The sequence below is a fragment of the Vibrio sabulosilitoris genome (genome assembly GCF_055391395.1).
In genome coordinates, this window is record NZ_AP029599.1 from 390,527 (window position 1) to 406,753 (window position 16,227).

Sequence of the window (16,227 nt, forward strand, 5' to 3'; positions counted from 1 at the left end):
GGGTCAGAGTACATTTTGAGGGCAGAGATGCCCTCCCTTAGCATAAGGTAATCACTATGAATGTTCGTGCGGCAGCCGCCAACGTCCTATTTAACGTGGTCGACAAAGGCCACTCTCTCTCTTCCGCTCTGCCTGCGGCCCAGCAAACCATCAAGCCACGCGACCACGCCTTGCTGCAAGAGATCTGCTATGGTGCTCTGCGCTATTTACCGCGCCTTGAGTCAATCGCAGGCGAGCTAATGGATAAACCGCTCAAGGGCAAACAGCGTGTCTTCCATCACCTGATTTTGGTCGGTGTTTACCAGCTGAGCTTTATGCGTATCCCAGCTCATGCGGCTGTCGGTGAAACGGTTGAGGCAACCAAAACACTGAAGGGTCCTCGCCTGCGCGGGTTGATCAATGCGGTGCTGCGTAATTACCAGCGCAACCAAGAGCAACTCGATGCCCAGGCGGTCAGCCATAACGCGGGCAAGTATGGTCACCCTGGCTGGCTACTTAAGCTACTGCAAGAGAGCTACCCACAGCAGTGGGAGAGCATCATCGAGGCCAACAACAGCAAGGCGCCGATGTGGCTGCGTGTTAACTATCAGCACCACAGCCGTGATGAGTACCTTGAGCTGCTCAAAAATGAAAACATTGATAGCAGCGTACACAGCCAAGCGGAGGATGCCATAAAATTGGCTTCACCTTGTGACGTGTACAAATTGCCTGGGTTTGAGAAAGGTTGGGTCTCAGTGCAAGACGCCGCTGCGCAATTGTCCGTTGACTACCTCAAGCCACAAGATGGTGAGCTGATCTTAGATTGCTGCGCTGCGCCTGGTGGCAAAACCGCGCATATCCTAGAGCGTACTCTGGATGCGCAAGTGGTAGCGATTGACTGTGATGATCAGCGTCTTAAGCGTGTGCACGATAATCTCAAACGCCTGAATCTAAAGGCTGAGGTGATTTGTGGTGATGCACGTGAGCCAAGCGAGTGGTGGCAAGGCGAACAGTTTGATCGCATCCTACTCGATGCCCCATGTTCAGCACTGGGGGTGATCCGTCGTCACCCAGACATTAAGTGGCTGCGTCGCGGCGATGATATTGCGGCACTGGCAACACTCCAGAGTGAAATTCTCGATGCAATGTGGCAACAATTGAAGCCGGGTGGCACACTGGTCTACGCAACATGCTCGATCACACCGCAAGAAAACGTTGAGCAGGTCAAGGCGTTCTTAGCTCGAACCGGTAATGTCGATCTTATCGATAGTGACCCTGCCAAGCCTGGTCGACAAATCCTTCCGGGTGAAGAAGATATGGATGGCTTCTACTACGCCGTGTTGAAAAAACACGCTTAGTCAGTAACAACACAAGGATGGCAAGCCACCCAATACGGGTGGCTGCGTTTTAAGAGAGCAGAACATGAAGATCATTATCCTTGGTGCAGGCCAAGTAGGTGGCACACTGGCTGAAAATCTGGTTGGTGAGAACAACGATATCACTATCGTCGATAAAGACGGTGAACGCCTGCGCGAGCTTCAGGACAAGTACGACCTGCGCGTAGTCAACGGTCATGCCAGTCATCCTGATGTACTGCGCGAAGCCGGCGCGCAAGATGCGGATATGTTGGTTTCGGTCACCAATACGGATGAAACCAACATGGCCGCCTGCCAAGTTGCCTTCACTCTATTTAACACCCCAAACCGTATCGCCCGTATACGCTCTCGTGAGTACCTCAACGAAAAAGAGGCGCTGTTTCAATCGGGCGCTGTCCCTGTTGATCACCTAATTGCCCCTGAAGAACTCGTCACTAGCTACATCGAGCGCTTGATCCAATACCCTGGCGCTTTGCAGGTGGTGAGCTTTGCCGATGAGAAAGTCAGCATTGTTGCTGTGAAGGCCTATTATGGCGGCCCGTTGGTTGGTAATGCCCTTTCTGCCCTGCGCGAGCATATGCCACATATCGACACTCGTGTTGCCGCTATCTTCCGTCAGGGGCGTCCCATTCGCCCGCAAGGCACCACCATCATCGAGGCCGATGATGAGGTGTTCTTTGTTGCGGCTAGTAACCATATCCGCTCAGTGATGAGTGAGCTGCAGCGGCTTGAAAAGCCGTATCGTCGCCTGATGATCGTCGGGGGTGGTAACATTGGTGCAGCCCTCGCCAAGCGCTTGGAGCAGAGCTACAGTGTGAAACTGATTGAGCGTAACTACCAACGCGCTGAGCGCCTGTCTGAGGATCTCGAGAACACCATCGTCTTCTGTGGTGATGCGGCGGACCAAGAGCTGCTCAACGAAGAAAATATCGACCAGGTCGATGTGTTTATCGCCCTGACCAATGAAGATGAAACCAACATCATGTCGGCGATGCTGGCCAAGCGAATGGGTGCAAAAAAGGCCATGGTCTTGATCCAGCGCGGTGCGTACGTCGACCTTGTGCAAGGCGGTGTGATTGATGTGGCGATTTCACCGCAACAGGCGACCATCTCAGAGCTGCTAACCCATGTCCGTCGGGCTGACATCGTCAACGTCTCTTCACTGCGGCGCGGTGCGGCTGAGGCCATCGAAGCGATCGCCCACGGGGATGAGACTACCTCGAAAGTTGTGGGTCGTGCGATAGGTGATATCCGCTTACCGCCAGGCACCACTATCGGCGCTATCGTACGAGGCGAAGAGGTGCTGATCGCCCACGACCGCACCGTTATCGAACAAGACGATCACGTGGTGATGTTCTTGGTTGATAAGAAATATGTGCCCGATGTTGAGGCGCTATTCCAACCTAGCCCATTCTTCCTCTAGAAGGGCAAGCTATGGTCAATGTCCGTCCGGTACTGTTTGTGATAGGGCTTGTGTTATCCAAGCTCGCCCTGTTTATGTACCTACCGACCCTCTTGGCCTTTTTTGCTCGCAGCGAATCAGGAACCAGTGGCTTTCTTGAGTTTGGTCAGTCGGTACTGATCACCCACTTAGTCGCGCTGGTGTGCCTAACCATCGGTAGAACGCGCCCCTTTCGACTCGGGGTACGTGATATGTTTTTGATCACAAGCTTGGTGTGGACCATCGCCAGCGCCTTCGCGGCATTGCCGTTTGTGTTGATCAACCACATCAGCTTTACCGATGCCTATTTTGAGACCATGTCGGGGATCACCACCACCGGCTCGACGGTGCTAAGTGGTCTCGATGAGATGGCCCCGAGTATCTTGCTGTGGCGCTCGACGCTGCAATGGCTTGGTGGGATCGGCTTTATTGTGATGGCGGTCGCCATCCTGCCGATGCTCAACGTGGGTGGGATGCGCTTATTCCAAACCGAGTCGTCCGATTGGTCGGATAAAAGCAGCCCAAGGGCCAAAACCGTCGCGAAGAACATCGTTGCGGTTTATGTACTTCTTACCCTCGCCTGTTTAGTGGCTTATACCCTCACAGGGATGAGCTTCCTCGAGGCGACCAATCATGCGTTTACCACCCTGTCTACCGGTGGCTACTCCACCTCCGACAGCTCAATGAACCGCTTCTCACACAGTGCACACTGGGTTGCAACGTTATTTATGTTCCTAGGTGGGCTGCCCTTCTTGCTGTTTGTGATGGCACTGAAGAAAAAGCAGTTCTCACTACTGACGCGTGATGAGCAAGTTAGAGGGTTTAGCTACCTGTTCCTGCTGACGAGCGTGATCATTAGTGCTTGGCTAGTTATTCGTGATGGCTATACGATTGCTGATGCGGTGCGGGTGGCGATGTTTAATATCGTCTCTGTGGTCACTACGACTGGGTTTGGGCTTGAGGACTTCACCGCCTGGGGCGCGCTGCCGACGACCCTGTTTGCCTTTCTGATGATGGCCGGAGCCTGCTCAGGCTCGACGTCTGGTGGGATCAAAATCTTTCGCTTTCAAATCGCACGCACCCTACTGACCAAACAGATGATGAAGCTGATCCACCCATCCGGCGTGTTTGTGCAGCGCTACAACCAACGCCCAGTCAACGACGATATCGTGCGCTCGATTGTCGCCTTTGGCCTGATGTTCTTTATCACCGTTATCGTGATCGCAGGCATGCTCAGTGCCATGGGACTTGATCCAGTCACCAGTATCTCTGGCGCAATAACGTCCGTGGCGAATGTCGGGCCTGGCATGGGTAGCGTGATTGGGCCGACGGGCAATTTTGCCCCCCTCCCCGATGGCGCCAAATGGGTGCTGAGTCTAGGGATGCTCCTCGGGCGTCTTGAGATAATTACCTTAATGGTGCTGTTCTTCCCCGCATTTTGGCGTCGCTAATCCCCCTTAAAACACCAGCCCCCTAAATCGGCACGACAAACCAATAGATCGCAAGAAAGTGGCAAGCACAGCCCGCCAAAACAAATCCGTGCCAGATCGCATGATTAAACGGAATACGCTTAGCCACATAGAAGATCACCCCCAGTGAGTAGGTTACACCACCAGCGGCAAGCAGAGAAAGACCGGCAACATCGAGACGCAGTGCCAGTTGATAGATCACCACCAAAGACAGCCAACCCATCGCCAGATACGTCATTAGAGATAGGCGTTTAAAGCGATAAATAAAGGCGACCTTCAAGATAATACCCACCAAGGCAATCAGCCATATCACCGCCATTAACCCTATTGCCAGGGGAGTGCGTAGGCTTACTAGCATAAATGGGGTGTAGCTACCGGCGATCAGCAAATAGATCGCACAATGGTCGAATGTCTTAAGCAGGCGCTTGGCTCGCGGTGAAGGAATGGCATGATAAAGGGTTGAGGCGAGAAACAGTAAAATGACGCTCGCCCCATAAATAGCCATACTGGCGATGGTCATACCATCGGCTTGCTGCGCGAGGGCTTTATCCAGGAGCAATACCAAACCCACAATCCCCAGCACAATGCCGAGTCCATGGGTTAGCGCATTGAGTAACTCCTCACGCGCAGTGTATTGTTGTTTGTTTTGCATCATCTGACCACCGAGTGTCTATCATCTCTGTGGTCAGTATTGCAGATTAAGCGTACAAGTGTAAGCTTAAATTAGCAATGCGCCTCTAGATACTCGATCACTTGCTGACCGGCTTGCTCTGAGGTCAGTTGACTCGAGAGCACCATATGTCGCTGAAGCTTACCGCCGCCGAGTAAACTCGCCAGCATGCCTTGCACGCCAGTTTTATTGCGATCCACCTCAAGCCACAGTTCAAGCTCATCATGGCTGCGGTGAGCCACTATCTCTAACTCACGCCAGCGGCCGTGATAAGGACCGGTAGTCGGGACAAACTCAAACTCTTGAACGAATGGTAGCGAAAAACCTTTGGTCTCTTCACACTCTACCTGGCGTATTCTCATGCCCTGCGCTTCTAGGGCAGCAAACACGCCTTCGGTCAGTGGATCGGGTCGAACGGTTAAGATGTCTTTGTCGGTAGGATCAATCGCGTGCGAGATATCCAGCCCTGTTTCCAGCCACACCTTGGAATCACCGACCGTGATCGGGGTGTTCCACGGTACATCAATGCTGACATCAAATTCGCGCGTCTCGCCTGGGTGAATGGTAAATGCATAGGGCAACTGCCAATGACCTAAGACATAAGGTCGCTTAACGCGGTGAGTGCGCAGCGAATCACCGCCTTCACCGGTACGCTGGATTGGCTCCTCGACCATGTACTGACAACATAAATTGACATCGATATTGTCAATCTCCTGCTCACTGCGTCCCCCATAAACATAAATTTTCAGCGCTACGGGCTGCCCCGGATACAAAACATTTTGCTGCAATATCGTATCGACCTTGGCAGAGCCAATACCAAAACTTGCTAAGGTTTTCTTGAGAAAAGACATTGCTACCTCCTTGAGCCTAAATTGCCATAACCACTGTATGCGCTTGCCACTGTTTCATTTATACACCATTTCCCTGTCCACGGAACTAAGCAATGGACACATTTCCGTGCCGAATTTGATTAATTATCGATCGTTTATTGCAGCAGTGTTACTATTAACAGGACACCTGTGTGTCATTAACCCTTACTGGTGGATTGGATAGGCGTGAGCCATAGAGCAAACTTTGCCCATTCGCGCAAGGCAGTACTCAAGATCAGTAAGGCCATTACTTCGGCAATGGATATGCCTGACAGTTAGGTAAACGAATGCGCCCAACTACCGTCAGGTCTTCGCACTCATATCGCAGTGCGGCTCGCCGCCGTAGCGGATTTACTTCTGCTCCAGTGGCAAAGAAAACGGCTCCATCAATGAGCTTAGTCGAGCAACAAGCGCGCCTAGCGCCAACCTCAGCTAAACAAGTGAAAGCCGCATAACGAAAAGCGCAGCGTGGTCTGCGCTTTTTTATTCCCCAAAATCAGAAGCGAGAGACGAGATCACTTCGTTTCGAGAGGCGAGATATTCCAACGCGCGTCAAACTCCTCGCTCCTCGTAGGGCAAAGCCCGTACCCGCACCTCGCCCCTTTTGCGATGCATTAATATCTGGTACTTTAAACACATAACTACTCATATAATGAAAGTACAGCGGAGAAAGTGATGCAGTGTCATCGTATTGAAGAGCTCATCGAGCTAATGCAGCCAGAATGGCTAAAAGACCAAGAACTCAACCTGATGCAATTTATCGCCAAGCTTGCCCAAGAGGCCGGCTATGATGGAAAACTAGAAGATCTGACCGATGATGTGCTGATCTATCACCTCAAGATGCGCAATAGCGGCAAAGACGAGATGATCCCTGGCCTAAAAAAAGACCAAGAAGATGATTTCAAAACCGCCATCCTAAAAGCGCGCGGCATCATCAAGTAACCCACTCAAGGCGACCAAACAGGTCGCCTTTTCATTGTTCTACACCTAGTGCCCTAATGGCAGAGGCGAGAACACCGAGTTTCGAGGTGCGAGTTACACTTCGTTCCGAGGTGCGAGGAGCTCCCAACGCGTGTTGAGCCACTCGCACCTCGGAGGGCTTTAGCCTGAACCCCGCCATGCCCAAGGGCAGAAGCGAGAGACGAGATCACTTCGTTTCGAGAGACGAGAACTTCCACGTTGCACTTCACTCCTCGCTCCTCGTAGGGCGCAGCCCGCCCCCGCACCTCGCCCCCTACTGTGCCCTGATGGCAGAAGCGAGAAGCGAGATCACTTCGTTTCGAGCGACGAGAACTTCCACGCTGCACTTCACCCCTCGCTCCCCGCAGGGCGCAGCCCGTCCCCGAACCTCGCCCCTTAACAGTGGTTAATAAAAAGTTATAAAAGTGATACCACTAGCTACATTTTGTCGATGGGCACGGTATAATCGCAGCTTACCGTCATATCCAACCGAGACGACTCGTCGTAAGGAAGCCCCATGAGTCAGGATAAGATCAAGATAAAAGACATGACGTCGCCAAGCCGCAAAGGCAATCGAGACCGATTCAATCCCAGTAATCGCATCTATGTACGTGAGAGCAAGGGTCAGTTCCAGCGATTAAGGCGCTATGGCGCGTGGTTCTTGCTGGTGCTCTTTGCCGTCATTCCCTGGATCCCTTACGGTGAACGTCAGGCTATCCTGCTCGATATCGCTCATCAGCAGTTCCATTTTTTCGGTACGACCCTCTACCCACAAGATCTGATGCTGTTAGCTCTGCTGTTTATGCTCGCTGCATTTGGTTTGTTCTTTATTACCACCTTTCTTGGCCGAGTCTGGTGCGGATACCTGTGCCCGCAAACCGTGTGGACCTTCATGTATATCTGGTTTGAAGAGAAACTCGAGGGCAACGCCAATAAGCGGCGCAAGCAAGATAGCCATCCCCCAACTCGCAACCTATTGATAAGAAAAACACTCAAACACAGCGCATGGATAATGATTGCCCTACTAACGGGACTCACGTTTGTCGGCTACTTTGTCCCTATTCGCGATTTAGTCATCGATTTTTTCAGCGCTAACGCTGCCTTTTGGCCCACCTTCTGGGTGGTATTTTTTACCTTGTGCACTTATGGTAATGCCGGGTGGATGCGCTCCATCGTTTGCCTGCATATGTGCCCGTATGCACGCTTCCAGTCTGCGATGTTCGATAAGGATACCTTTATCGTTGGTTATGATACACAACGCGGCGAAACCCGTGGGCCTCGCTCACGCAAAGCCGATCCAAACCAATTGGGCCTTGGGGATTGTATCGATTGTGACTTGTGCGTGCAGGTGTGCCCAACTGGCATCGATATTCGTGATGGCCTGCAATACGAATGCATCAACTGCGGGGCCTGCATCGATGCCTGTGACCGCACCATGGAGCGAATGAATTACCCCAAAGGCTTGATTAGCTACACCACCGAACATCGCCTTGAGGGGGACCAAACCAAGGTGCTGCGACCGAAACTGATCGGCTATGGTGTGGTGTTGTTGGTCATGATGGGCTTATTCTTTACTCAGATAGCGCGCGTGGAGCCAGCAGGCTTGAGTGTACTGCGCGATCGAACCCAACTGTATCGGATCAATAATGCAGGGGAGGTTGAGAACACCTATACCCTTAAGATAATTAATAAAACGCAGCAGCCACAGACCTATCAACTGGATGTTTCTGGTCTGCAAGGTGTCACCTGGTACGGACGTCAATCCGTTGAGGTTGCTCCGGGCGAAGTGCTTAGTGTGCCGATGACCCTCGGTATTGACCCCGACACATTATCCTCTGCGGTCTCGACGATTCAGTTTATACTCACCGACAGTGGCAGCTTTACCGTCCAAGTAGAGAGTCGTTTTATCAACCAACTCTAGTTGCAACCTTGAGGAAAAGGGCTCAGCAATGCGCCTTTTCTATTCTTACTATGTCTGAACAATCATTTAACTTTGACGCCCTTACCCCAGATTTTATGTGGTACGCACTGGAAAGTGCCGGCATTCGTGCCGAGTCAGGGCTACTGGCGCTCAATAGCTACGAGAACCGCGTCTATCAGTTTACTGATGAGGAGCGTCAGCGCTTCGTGGTGAAGTTTTACCGCCCCCAGCGCTGGAGCCGAGCACAAATTGAAGAAGAGCATCAATTCACTCACGAGCTCGTCGAGGCGGAGATCCCTGTCGCAGCACCATTGAAGCTTAACGGTCAAACCCTACACGAGTATCAGGGCTACCTCTTTGCCGTCTTCCCAAGTGTCGGCGGTCGTCAGTTTGAGGTGGATAACTTTGACCAACTTGAGGGTGTGGGGCGGTATTTAGGTCGTATTCACAAGGTCGGCAGCCGCACCCAGTTTCGCCACCGCCCAACACTAGGGCTTGATGAATACCTCAATCAACCACGTGAACTGCTGCAAAACAGCAGCTTCATCCCGCCCCATCTCGAGAACGCCTTTTTCAATGATCTTGATATCTTAATCAAATCGGTCAGCGAGCAGTGGCAGACTATCGAGCCGCAGATCCGTCTGCATGGCGACTGCCACCCAGGCAATATCCTCTGGCGTGATGGCCCAATGTTTGTTGATCTCGATGACTGTCGCAATGGTCCCGCAGTGCAGGACTTATGGATGTTGCTAAACGGTGAGCGAGCCGATAAGTTAGTGCAGTTGGATACCATTCTGGAGGCCTATCAGGAATTTAGCGATTTTAATCAAGCAGAGCTGAAACTAATTGAGCCTTTACGTGGTCTACGGATGGTGCATTATATGGCTTGGCTTGCAAAGCGATGGCACGACCCTGCGTTCCCGCTTGCCTTCCCATGGTTTAATGAGCCAAAGTACTGGGAAAATCAGGTACTCGCCTTTAAAGAGCAAATTGCGGCATTAGAGGAAGCCCCACTGTCTCTGATGCCTCAGTGGTAAAAAATGGAGAAAATAATGAAAAAACTAATGGCACTGTTTGCCACAATTCTAGTCAGCATCTCGGCAAACGCCGCTAATTTCAAGGAAGGAACCCACTACACGGTGTTGGACCTTGAGAAATCATCGAAGCCAGTCGTCAACGAGTTCTTCTCATTCTACTGCCCACACTGTTATCAGTTTGAGCCGGTGGTCACTCAGCTAAAGTCTGAGCTTCCTGAGGGCATCAAACTGAACAAGAACCACGTGTCGTTTATGGGCGGTGCAATGGGCCCATCAATGAGCAAGGCCTACGCGACCATGCTGGCGCTTAAGGTGGAAAAGCAGATGGCACCGGTCATGTTCAACCGCATCCATAACCTCAACCAGCCACCACGTGATGACGACGAGCTGCGTCAGATCTTCGTTGACGAGGGTATTGATGGCAAAAAGTTCGACGCCACCTTTAATGGTTTTGCGGTTGATTCAATGACGCGTCGCTTTGATAAGCAATTTAGAGACAGCGGCCTACGCGGCGTACCAGCAGTGATCGTCAGCAACATCTACATGGTCGAATCAGGCAGCGTGTCATCGATTGATGAGTACATTGAGCTAGTCAACTACCTAGTGACTAAGTAATCAAAGAAATAAAAAAAAGAGGGGGGAGCATTGGCTGCCCCCTCTTTTTTATTGTTTTTGCTCAGCTTGGTGGATCTCTGCAAGCAACTTATCTTTACGCGCCCAGCGCTGTGACAGCCAATGATGGAACTGACGCTTGTATGGCTTGTCATTGAAGTAATCCCCCGTCACCTGCTCATCAAGGGGCAACACATCAACCCGCACGACAATCTTGCGCATCTTGCCCATTAGCATCTCTTTAAAGGGTTGGTTAGGGTTTTTGGGGTAGGCGATCGTCACATCGATAATATTATCAAACTGCTCCCCCATCGCCGCCAGCGTGTAGGCGATACCGCCTGACTTCGGTGCCAGTAGGTACTGATAGTCTCCACGACTAGAGCGCTGCTTCTCTTGGGTAAAGCGCGTCCCTTCAACATAGTTAACCACTGTGGTCGGTGTGTGCTGGAACTTGGCACACGAGCGGCGCGTGGTGGCTAAATCTTCACCACGCTTTTCTGGATGACGCAGCAAGTAGTCGCGTGAATAACGACGCATAAAGGGCATATCCAACGCCCAGCACGCCATACCAATGAACGGCACATAGAGGAGTTGTTGCTTGAGGAAGAATTTTGGCATTGGGATCTGATCTTTAAAGACGCAACACAGCACCACAATATCAGTCCAGCTCAGATGATTACTGATCATCAGATACCAACCATCCTTATGCAATCCTTCAACGCTCTCGACATCCCACTCAACTCGATTCGATAGCGAGAGGATAGCCGCATTGACGCTCGCCCATAGCCACATCATACGATTCGCCAGCGCCGTCCCCTTTGCCTTTAATGACGCCGTTGGTAGCAACAGCTTAAAGATGGCGATAATACAAATCAGCACCGAACAAACTGCACTGTTGATCACCACCAGAGTGATATTGAGGACCAGAAGTAGGTGGGCAAGCATGAGAAAAACGACCTTCGACAAAGACGGATGAAATAAACGCTGCTCAATTATACAAATCCGTCACTTGGATGTAAGCCTCTGTTTTAATGGTCTGATATCTTGCGCTTGAATTAAGTAGTTTGCTCAATCAACTGTTTCAGTAGCCTGTCCATGGCGCGATAACCCAACGCTTCCGCCAAATGAGGGCGAGCAATCTCGGCCTCTCCTGCAAGGTCGGCGATAGTTCGAGCCACTTTTATAATTCGGTGATAGGCGCGAATAGACAAGCCAAGGCGATGCAACGCGGCCTCTAAAAACTCCGCATCTATTCGCGCAAGGGGGCAGTGACGCTCAATCTCACGCGAGCCAAGCAAAGCGTTAATTTTCCCCCCTCGTTGGTGCATCGATTGGCGAGCAATACTCACCCGCTCTCTAACCACCTCTGTCGCCTCACCTCGCTCACCACCTTCTGCCAGCATACCTTTCGGCAGCAAGGGGATCTCAAGCGACATATCGAATCGGTCGAGCAAGGGGCCCGAGAGCCGATTCAAATACCGCAGGATCACCTGTGGGTTGGCCCTTGCTTGATTGCCCTCATAGTAGCCCGTCGGGCTTGGATTAAGCGCACCAATCAGTTGAAAACGAGCAGGGAAACGTGTTTTCCCCTGTGCACGCGAGATAACGATCTCCCCTGACTCAAGTGGCTCTCGCAGGGAATCGAGCACCTTACGCTCGAACTCGGGCATCTCGTCGAGAAAGAGTAAACCATTGTGCGCTAATGAAATCTCACCAGGGCGAGGAATACTCCCTCCCCCCACAAGCGCCGCCATCGAGCTTGAATGGTGAGGCGCGCGAAATGGCCGCTTGCGCCAATTGTACTGATTGATTTCTTGCTGTGTCAGTGAAGCAATCGAGGCTGTGGCCATCGCCTCTTGAACGCTCATTTCAGGCAGCAGATCGCACAGCCGTGAGGCCAGCATGGTCTTGCCTGTCCCAGGAGGACCAAGGAAAAGCAGGTTGTGACCACCCGCTGCTGCGATCTCGAGCGCTCTTTTGCCCTGCTGCTGACCGATGATATCGCGCAAGTCTCGCGAGTGGTTTTCGCATGGCTTGGCATCGGTAGTTTGATGTAACCCCAGGCTCTGCTGACCGCAAAGCTCAGCACAGACCTCAACCAGGCTTTGTGCTGAGTAGTGTTGATGCTTATCGACCAAGGCCGCTTGGTCGCCATTACAGTGCGGCACAATCAAGCTGCGCTTTAGCTGCCTTGCGGCCAGTGCAGCAGGCAATACCCCTTTGACTGCGCGTAGCTCTCCTGATAGTGCTAGCTCGCCGAGAAACTCCCGCTCCGCTAACAGGCTCATCGGGATCTGCTCGGATGCAGCCAAAATCCCCAACGCGATCGGCAAATCAAACCGGCCTCCCTCTTTGGGCAAATCAGCGGGCGCCAAGTTAACCGTGATACGTTTGGCTGGAAAGGTAAAGTTAGAGTTAATGATCGCGCTGCGTACCCTATCTTTGGCTTCTTTGACGGTAGTTTCTGCTAACCCCACCAGAGAAAATCCTGGCATCCCATTGCTAATGTGTACCTCGACAGTCACCAATGGTGCCTCGACTCCCACACTAGCTCGGCTGAAAATAATGGCTAAACTCATTACAGATCCCCAAGTAATTAGATTTTTAATCTACAGATCGGATATGTTTGAAATGATTACTCTGTTATATAGCGTGTGGAGTTAGTTGATGAATGTGAAAAAAGAATGAGGTTTTGCTTGTCATTTAACAGTTTTGTATGTTACCACTAGGTACAGACGTAAAATCTTAAGCAAAATTAAGTAATGAAAACTATCTTCGCCGTTAACACTCTGCTAGCCCTGATTATCGTGGTCATTATGGATACCGCGCGGGGTCGAGTGGACGAGAGATAGCCACAGATTAAAAAAAACCCCCGCACTGAAAAGTCCGGGGGTTTTTTACACTATGAAGACGTAAAAACTCAATCATTTGAGTGACATGGAACAATGGGAGCGCACATGATGTGCATGCAAGAAGCTCATCGCAATGAAGCGATAAACGGAGGATCACAATGACTGGAGCAGAGTTAGTTGTATCCGCATTAAAGCAGCAAGGTATCAAGACCGTGTTTGGTTACCCAGGTGGGGCCATCATGCCAATCTACGATGCCTTGTATGATGGTGGTGTTGAACACATCTTGTGTCGCCACGAGCAAGGCGCTGCGATGGCGGCCATCGGCATGGCACGAGCCAGCCAAGATGTCGCTGTGTGTATGGCCACCTCAGGACCTGGTGCGACCAACCTGGTCACCGGTCTTGCTGATGCGTTTTTGGACTCAATCCCGATGGTCGCCATCACAGGGCAGGTCGCCAGCTCACACATCGGCACCGACGCCTTCCAAGAGATGGATGTGATTGGTATGTCGCTTGCTTGTACCAAGCACAGCTACCTGGTGACTGACATTGAAGATCTCGCCCCTACGCTTTCAGAGGCGTTCGAGGTAGCCAAAACTGGCAGACCTGGCCCTGTGATTGTTGATATCGCCAAAGATGTTCAACTTGCCGAAGCACCTATTGAAATCCTCCCAGAGTTCGAACACCTTCCGTTCCCTGTTCCAGCGCCAGAGACCTACCGTCTGGCCAACGCCCTGATTCGCGAAGCAAAGCGCCCAGTACTGTACGTTGGCGGTGGTGTGCAGCTTGCACACGCAACCGATACGGTGCGTCAATTCCTTGAGCAAAACCCTATGCCATCGGTGAGCACTCTAAAAGGACTTGGCACCGTCGAGCGACACGATCCTCACTACTTGGGCATGCTGGGCATGCACGGCACCAAGGCTGCTAACCTAGTGGTGCAAGAGTGTGACCTACTGATTGTCGTCGGCGCGCGCTTTGATGACCGTGTGACTGGCAAGCTCGACACGTTTGCGCCTAACGCGCACGTGATCCACATCGATATCGATGCGGCAGAGATCAATAAGCTGCGCCATGCCCATGCGGCGCTGCGTGGTGATATCCGCGAGATCTTGCCTCAGTTGCACCTGGAGCACGACATTGCCCCATGGCTGCACCACACCGAGAGCCTGCGCAGCGGCTTCAAATGGCGCTACGACCACCCGGGTGAGCCGATCTACGCACCGCTGTTGCTGAAGCAACTGTCCGATATGATGCCAGATACCTCGATGGTCTCGACCGATGTTGGTCAGCATCAAATGTGGGCTGCGCAGCACATTCAGCCGCGTGAGCCACAAAACTTCATTACCTCAGCAGGGCTTGGCACCATGGGCTTTGGCCTGCCTGCAGCGATGGGCGCGGCGGTTGCACGGCCAGATGATCAGTCAATCCTTATCTCAGGTGATGGCTCGTTCATGATGAACGTGCAAGAGCTTGGCACGCTAAAACGTCGCCAAATTCCGGTCAAGATGGTGCTGATCAACAACCAGCGCCTTGGCATGGTACGTCAGTGGCAATCGCTGTTCTTTGATGGCCGCCATAGCGAAACCATCCTTGATGACAACCCAGATTTCGTCATGCTGGCGAAGGCCTTCGATATTCCGGGTAAAACCATCACCTGTAAGCAAGAGGTAGAGCCTGCGCTCAAAGAGATGCTAGAGAGCAAAACGCCATACCTGCTGCATGTGTTGATTGATGAAGAAGAGAATGTGTGGCCCTTGGTTCCACCGGGCGCATCAAATAGCGATATGTTGGAGAACACCTAATGGAAAGATATTTATTAGATATTAAGGCAGACGACAAACCGGTACTGCTTGAACGTGTTCTTCGCATCGTGCGCCACCGTGGCTTTGTGGTTAAGCAGGTTGCGGGTACCCAGAACCACGATAGTAAGATTGCAAGTGTTGAGATTATCGTCGATAGCGATCGACCAATCTCATTTCTAACCAACCAAATTGAAAAACTGTGGGATGTCATCAGCGTCGACGTTATCAAAATCAATAATAACGAACTGCCGAACAACAACCTACAACAACGAGTTAATGCATAAGGAAGGCAACAATGGCGACAAAAACAGCTGATTACATCTGGTTTAATGGCGAAATGGTTCCGTGGGCAGAGGCCAATGTCCACGTTTTGACCCACGCAATGCACTACGGCACCTCTGTCTTTGAGGGCGTGCGCTGCTACAACACACCAAAGGGACCGATTGTCTTCCGCCATCGCGAACACGCGCAACGCCTTAAAGATTCGGCTAAAATCTACCGCTTCCCGATCCCGTACACCATCGAGGAGATCATGGAAGCAACGCGTGAAACCTTGCGCCAAAACAAGCTAGAGAGCGCTTATATCCGTCCACTGGGTTTTGTCGGCAATGTGGGTCTAGGGGTGTGTCCACCTGTGGATACTGAGATGGACCTGATCATCGCCGCCTTCCCTTGGGGTTCATACTTAGGCGAAGAAGCTCTGGAAAAAGGTGTGGACGCGATGATCTCAAGCTGGAACCGCGCCGCGCCAAACACCATCCCAACTGCAGCCAAGGCTGGCGGTAACTACCTGTCATCGCTCCTAGTTGGCGGTGAAGCGCGTCGTCATGGCTATGATGAAGGCATTGCACTGAGTGTTGATGGCTACCTTTCTGAAGGCGCAGGCGAGAATATCTTTGTGATTAAAGATGGTGTGATCACCACACCACCAGCCACCAGCGCAATCCTGCCGGGCATCACTCGCGACTCGATCATGACCATCGCGCGTGACCGTGGCTATGAGGTGCGCGAAGCTAATATTGCACGTGAAGCTCTGTACCTTGCTGATGAGGTGTTTATGACCGGTACTGCCGCCGAGGTGGTTCCGGTATCCACCATCGATAAGATTGAAGTCGGTTGCGGCAAACGCGGCCCAATCACCAAAGAGCTGCAAGAGGCCTATTTTGGTCTATTCAACGGCACCACTGAAGACAAGTGGAGCTGGCTCGATTACGTATACCCAGAAGCATAAGAGAG

General features: G+C 51.9%; 15 protein-coding genes. 11 read left to right on the top strand and 4 right to left on the bottom strand.

Annotation, left to right across the window (positions count from 1 at the left end; all coding sequences use genetic code 11):
• The first annotated feature begins 56 nt into the window (after positions 1-56).
• From rsmB to ACZ5R2_RS01975, 3 genes are all read left to right on the top strand, one after another.
• On the top strand, positions 57-1,337 hold the full coding sequence (gene rsmB / locus ACZ5R2_RS01965) for a 16S rRNA (cytosine(967)-C(5))-methyltransferase RsmB (protein WP_464900820.1): 1,281 nt from the start codon (positions 57-59) through the stop codon (positions 1,335-1,337).
• Positions 1,338-1,401: 64 nt separating this feature from the next.
• Positions 1,402-2,778: a Trk system potassium transporter TrkA gene (gene trkA / locus ACZ5R2_RS01970; protein ID WP_464900821.1), complete on the top strand. Its 1,377-nt coding sequence runs from the start codon at positions 1,402-1,404 to the stop codon at positions 2,776-2,778.
• 11 nt (positions 2,779-2,789) lie between these two features.
• The gene (locus tag ACZ5R2_RS01975) at positions 2,790-4,247 is read left to right on the top strand and encodes a TrkH family potassium uptake protein (protein ID WP_464900822.1); all 1,458 of its coding nucleotides are present in this window, start codon (positions 2,790-2,792) and stop codon (positions 4,245-4,247) included.
• A gap of 22 nt (positions 4,248-4,269) precedes the next feature.
• Here ACZ5R2_RS01975 and trhA read toward each other — a convergent pair whose 3' ends face one another.
• Together trhA and ACZ5R2_RS01985 are read right to left on the bottom strand one after the other, a co-directional pair.
• Positions 4,270-4,917, bottom strand: coding sequence for a PAQR family membrane homeostasis protein TrhA (trhA, locus tag ACZ5R2_RS01980; protein WP_464902409.1), 648 nt, complete (start codon positions 4,915-4,917; stop codon positions 4,270-4,272).
• Between the two features lie 71 nt (positions 4,918-4,988).
• Positions 4,989-5,786: a sporulation protein gene (locus ACZ5R2_RS01985; protein ID WP_464900823.1), complete on the bottom strand. Its 798-nt coding sequence runs from the start codon at positions 5,784-5,786 to the stop codon at positions 4,989-4,991.
• A gap of 305 nt (positions 5,787-6,091) precedes the next feature.
• Between ACZ5R2_RS01985 and ACZ5R2_RS01990 the strand changes: the two genes are divergently transcribed.
• From ACZ5R2_RS01990 to ACZ5R2_RS02010, 5 genes are all read left to right on the top strand, one after another.
• Positions 6,092-6,259: a hypothetical protein gene (locus ACZ5R2_RS01990; protein ID WP_438461195.1), complete on the top strand. Its 168-nt coding sequence runs from the start codon at positions 6,092-6,094 to the stop codon at positions 6,257-6,259.
• Positions 6,260-6,479: 220 nt separating this feature from the next.
• Positions 6,480-6,746 carry a YihD family protein gene (locus tag ACZ5R2_RS01995; protein ID WP_464900824.1) on the top strand — a complete coding sequence of 89 codons (267 nt, stop codon included), beginning with the start codon at positions 6,480-6,482 and terminating at the stop codon, positions 6,744-6,746.
• A 535-nt stretch (positions 6,747-7,281) separates the two neighbouring features.
• Positions 7,282-8,685, top strand: a complete 1,404-nt coding sequence (gene ccoG / locus ACZ5R2_RS02000) for a cytochrome c oxidase accessory protein CcoG (protein ID WP_464900825.1) — start codon at positions 7,282-7,284, stop codon at positions 8,683-8,685.
• Between the two features lie 50 nt (positions 8,686-8,735).
• Positions 8,736-9,722, top strand: a complete 987-nt coding sequence (locus ACZ5R2_RS02005; protein WP_464900826.1) for a serine/threonine protein kinase — start codon at positions 8,736-8,738, stop codon at positions 9,720-9,722.
• Positions 9,723-9,737: 15 nt separating this feature from the next.
• The gene (locus tag ACZ5R2_RS02010; protein WP_464900827.1) at positions 9,738-10,337 is read left to right on the top strand and encodes a thiol:disulfide interchange protein DsbA/DsbL; all 600 of its coding nucleotides are present in this window, start codon (positions 9,738-9,740) and stop codon (positions 10,335-10,337) included.
• A gap of 48 nt (positions 10,338-10,385) precedes the next feature.
• Here the strand turns inward: ACZ5R2_RS02010 and ACZ5R2_RS02015 are convergent, their stop codons facing one another.
• Both ACZ5R2_RS02015 and ACZ5R2_RS02020 read right to left on the bottom strand, forming a co-directional pair.
• Positions 10,386-11,279: an acyltransferase gene (locus ACZ5R2_RS02015; RefSeq protein ID WP_464900828.1), complete on the bottom strand. Its 894-nt coding sequence runs from the start codon at positions 11,277-11,279 to the stop codon at positions 10,386-10,388.
• A 110-nt stretch (positions 11,280-11,389) separates the two neighbouring features.
• Entirely contained in the window at positions 11,390-12,913 is a 1,524-nt protein-coding gene (locus ACZ5R2_RS02020) for a YifB family Mg chelatase-like AAA ATPase (RefSeq protein ID WP_464900829.1), read from the bottom strand.
• Between the two features lie 431 nt (positions 12,914-13,344).
• Between ACZ5R2_RS02020 and ilvG the strand changes: the two genes are divergently transcribed.
• Genes ilvG through ilvE form a run of 3 tightly spaced genes read left to right on the top strand, consistent with a single transcriptional unit; the run spans position 13,345 to position 16,222 of the window.
• Positions 13,345-14,991, top strand: coding sequence for an acetolactate synthase 2 catalytic subunit (gene ilvG, locus ACZ5R2_RS02025; protein WP_464900830.1), 1,647 nt, complete (start codon positions 13,345-13,347; stop codon positions 14,989-14,991).
• Positions 14,991-15,275 carry an acetolactate synthase 2 small subunit gene (gene ilvM / locus ACZ5R2_RS02030; RefSeq protein WP_438461203.1) on the top strand — a complete coding sequence of 95 codons (285 nt, stop codon included), beginning with the start codon at positions 14,991-14,993 and terminating at the stop codon, positions 15,273-15,275. The genes ilvG and ilvM overlap by 1 nt, the downstream gene beginning before the upstream one ends.
• 11 nt (positions 15,276-15,286) lie before the next feature.
• Complete coding sequence (gene ilvE / locus ACZ5R2_RS02035; RefSeq protein ID WP_464900831.1) at positions 15,287-16,222, top strand: branched-chain-amino-acid transaminase; 936 nt, start codon at positions 15,287-15,289, stop codon at positions 16,220-16,222.
• Positions 16,223-16,227: the final 5 nt, after the last annotated feature.

Excerpts from the sequence above, each read along its gene's own strand:
- rsmB (WP_464900820.1), top strand. The coding sequence starts at position 57 with ATGAATGTTCGTGCGGCAGCCGCCAACGTCCTATTTAACGTGGTCGAC.
- trkA (WP_464900821.1), top strand. The coding sequence starts at position 1,402 with ATGAAGATCATTATCCTTGGTGCAGGCCAAGTAGGTGGCACACTGGCT.
- ACZ5R2_RS01975 (WP_464900822.1), top strand. The coding sequence starts at position 2,790 with ATGGTCAATGTCCGTCCGGTACTGTTTGTGATAGGGCTTGTGTTATCC.
- trhA (WP_464902409.1), bottom strand. The coding sequence starts at position 4,917 with ATGCAAAACAAACAACAATACACTGCGCGTGAGGAGTTACTCAATGCG.
- ACZ5R2_RS01985 (WP_464900823.1), bottom strand. The coding sequence starts at position 5,786 with ATGTCTTTTCTCAAGAAAACCTTAGCAAGTTTTGGTATTGGCTCTGCC.
- ACZ5R2_RS01990 (WP_438461195.1), top strand. The coding sequence starts at position 6,092 with ATGCGCCCAACTACCGTCAGGTCTTCGCACTCATATCGCAGTGCGGCT.
- ACZ5R2_RS01995 (WP_464900824.1), top strand. The coding sequence starts at position 6,480 with ATGCAGTGTCATCGTATTGAAGAGCTCATCGAGCTAATGCAGCCAGAA.
- ccoG (WP_464900825.1), top strand. The coding sequence starts at position 7,282 with ATGAGTCAGGATAAGATCAAGATAAAAGACATGACGTCGCCAAGCCGC.
- ACZ5R2_RS02005 (WP_464900826.1), top strand. The coding sequence starts at position 8,736 with ATGTCTGAACAATCATTTAACTTTGACGCCCTTACCCCAGATTTTATG.
- ACZ5R2_RS02010 (WP_464900827.1), top strand. The coding sequence starts at position 9,738 with ATGAAAAAACTAATGGCACTGTTTGCCACAATTCTAGTCAGCATCTCG.
- ACZ5R2_RS02015 (WP_464900828.1), bottom strand. The coding sequence starts at position 11,279 with ATGCTTGCCCACCTACTTCTGGTCCTCAATATCACTCTGGTGGTGATC.
- ACZ5R2_RS02020 (WP_464900829.1), bottom strand. The coding sequence starts at position 12,913 with ATGAGTTTAGCCATTATTTTCAGCCGAGCTAGTGTGGGAGTCGAGGCA.
- ilvG (WP_464900830.1), top strand. The coding sequence starts at position 13,345 with ATGACTGGAGCAGAGTTAGTTGTATCCGCATTAAAGCAGCAAGGTATC.
- ilvM (WP_438461203.1), top strand. The coding sequence starts at position 14,991 with ATGGAAAGATATTTATTAGATATTAAGGCAGACGACAAACCGGTACTG.
- ilvE (WP_464900831.1), top strand. The coding sequence starts at position 15,287 with ATGGCGACAAAAACAGCTGATTACATCTGGTTTAATGGCGAAATGGTT.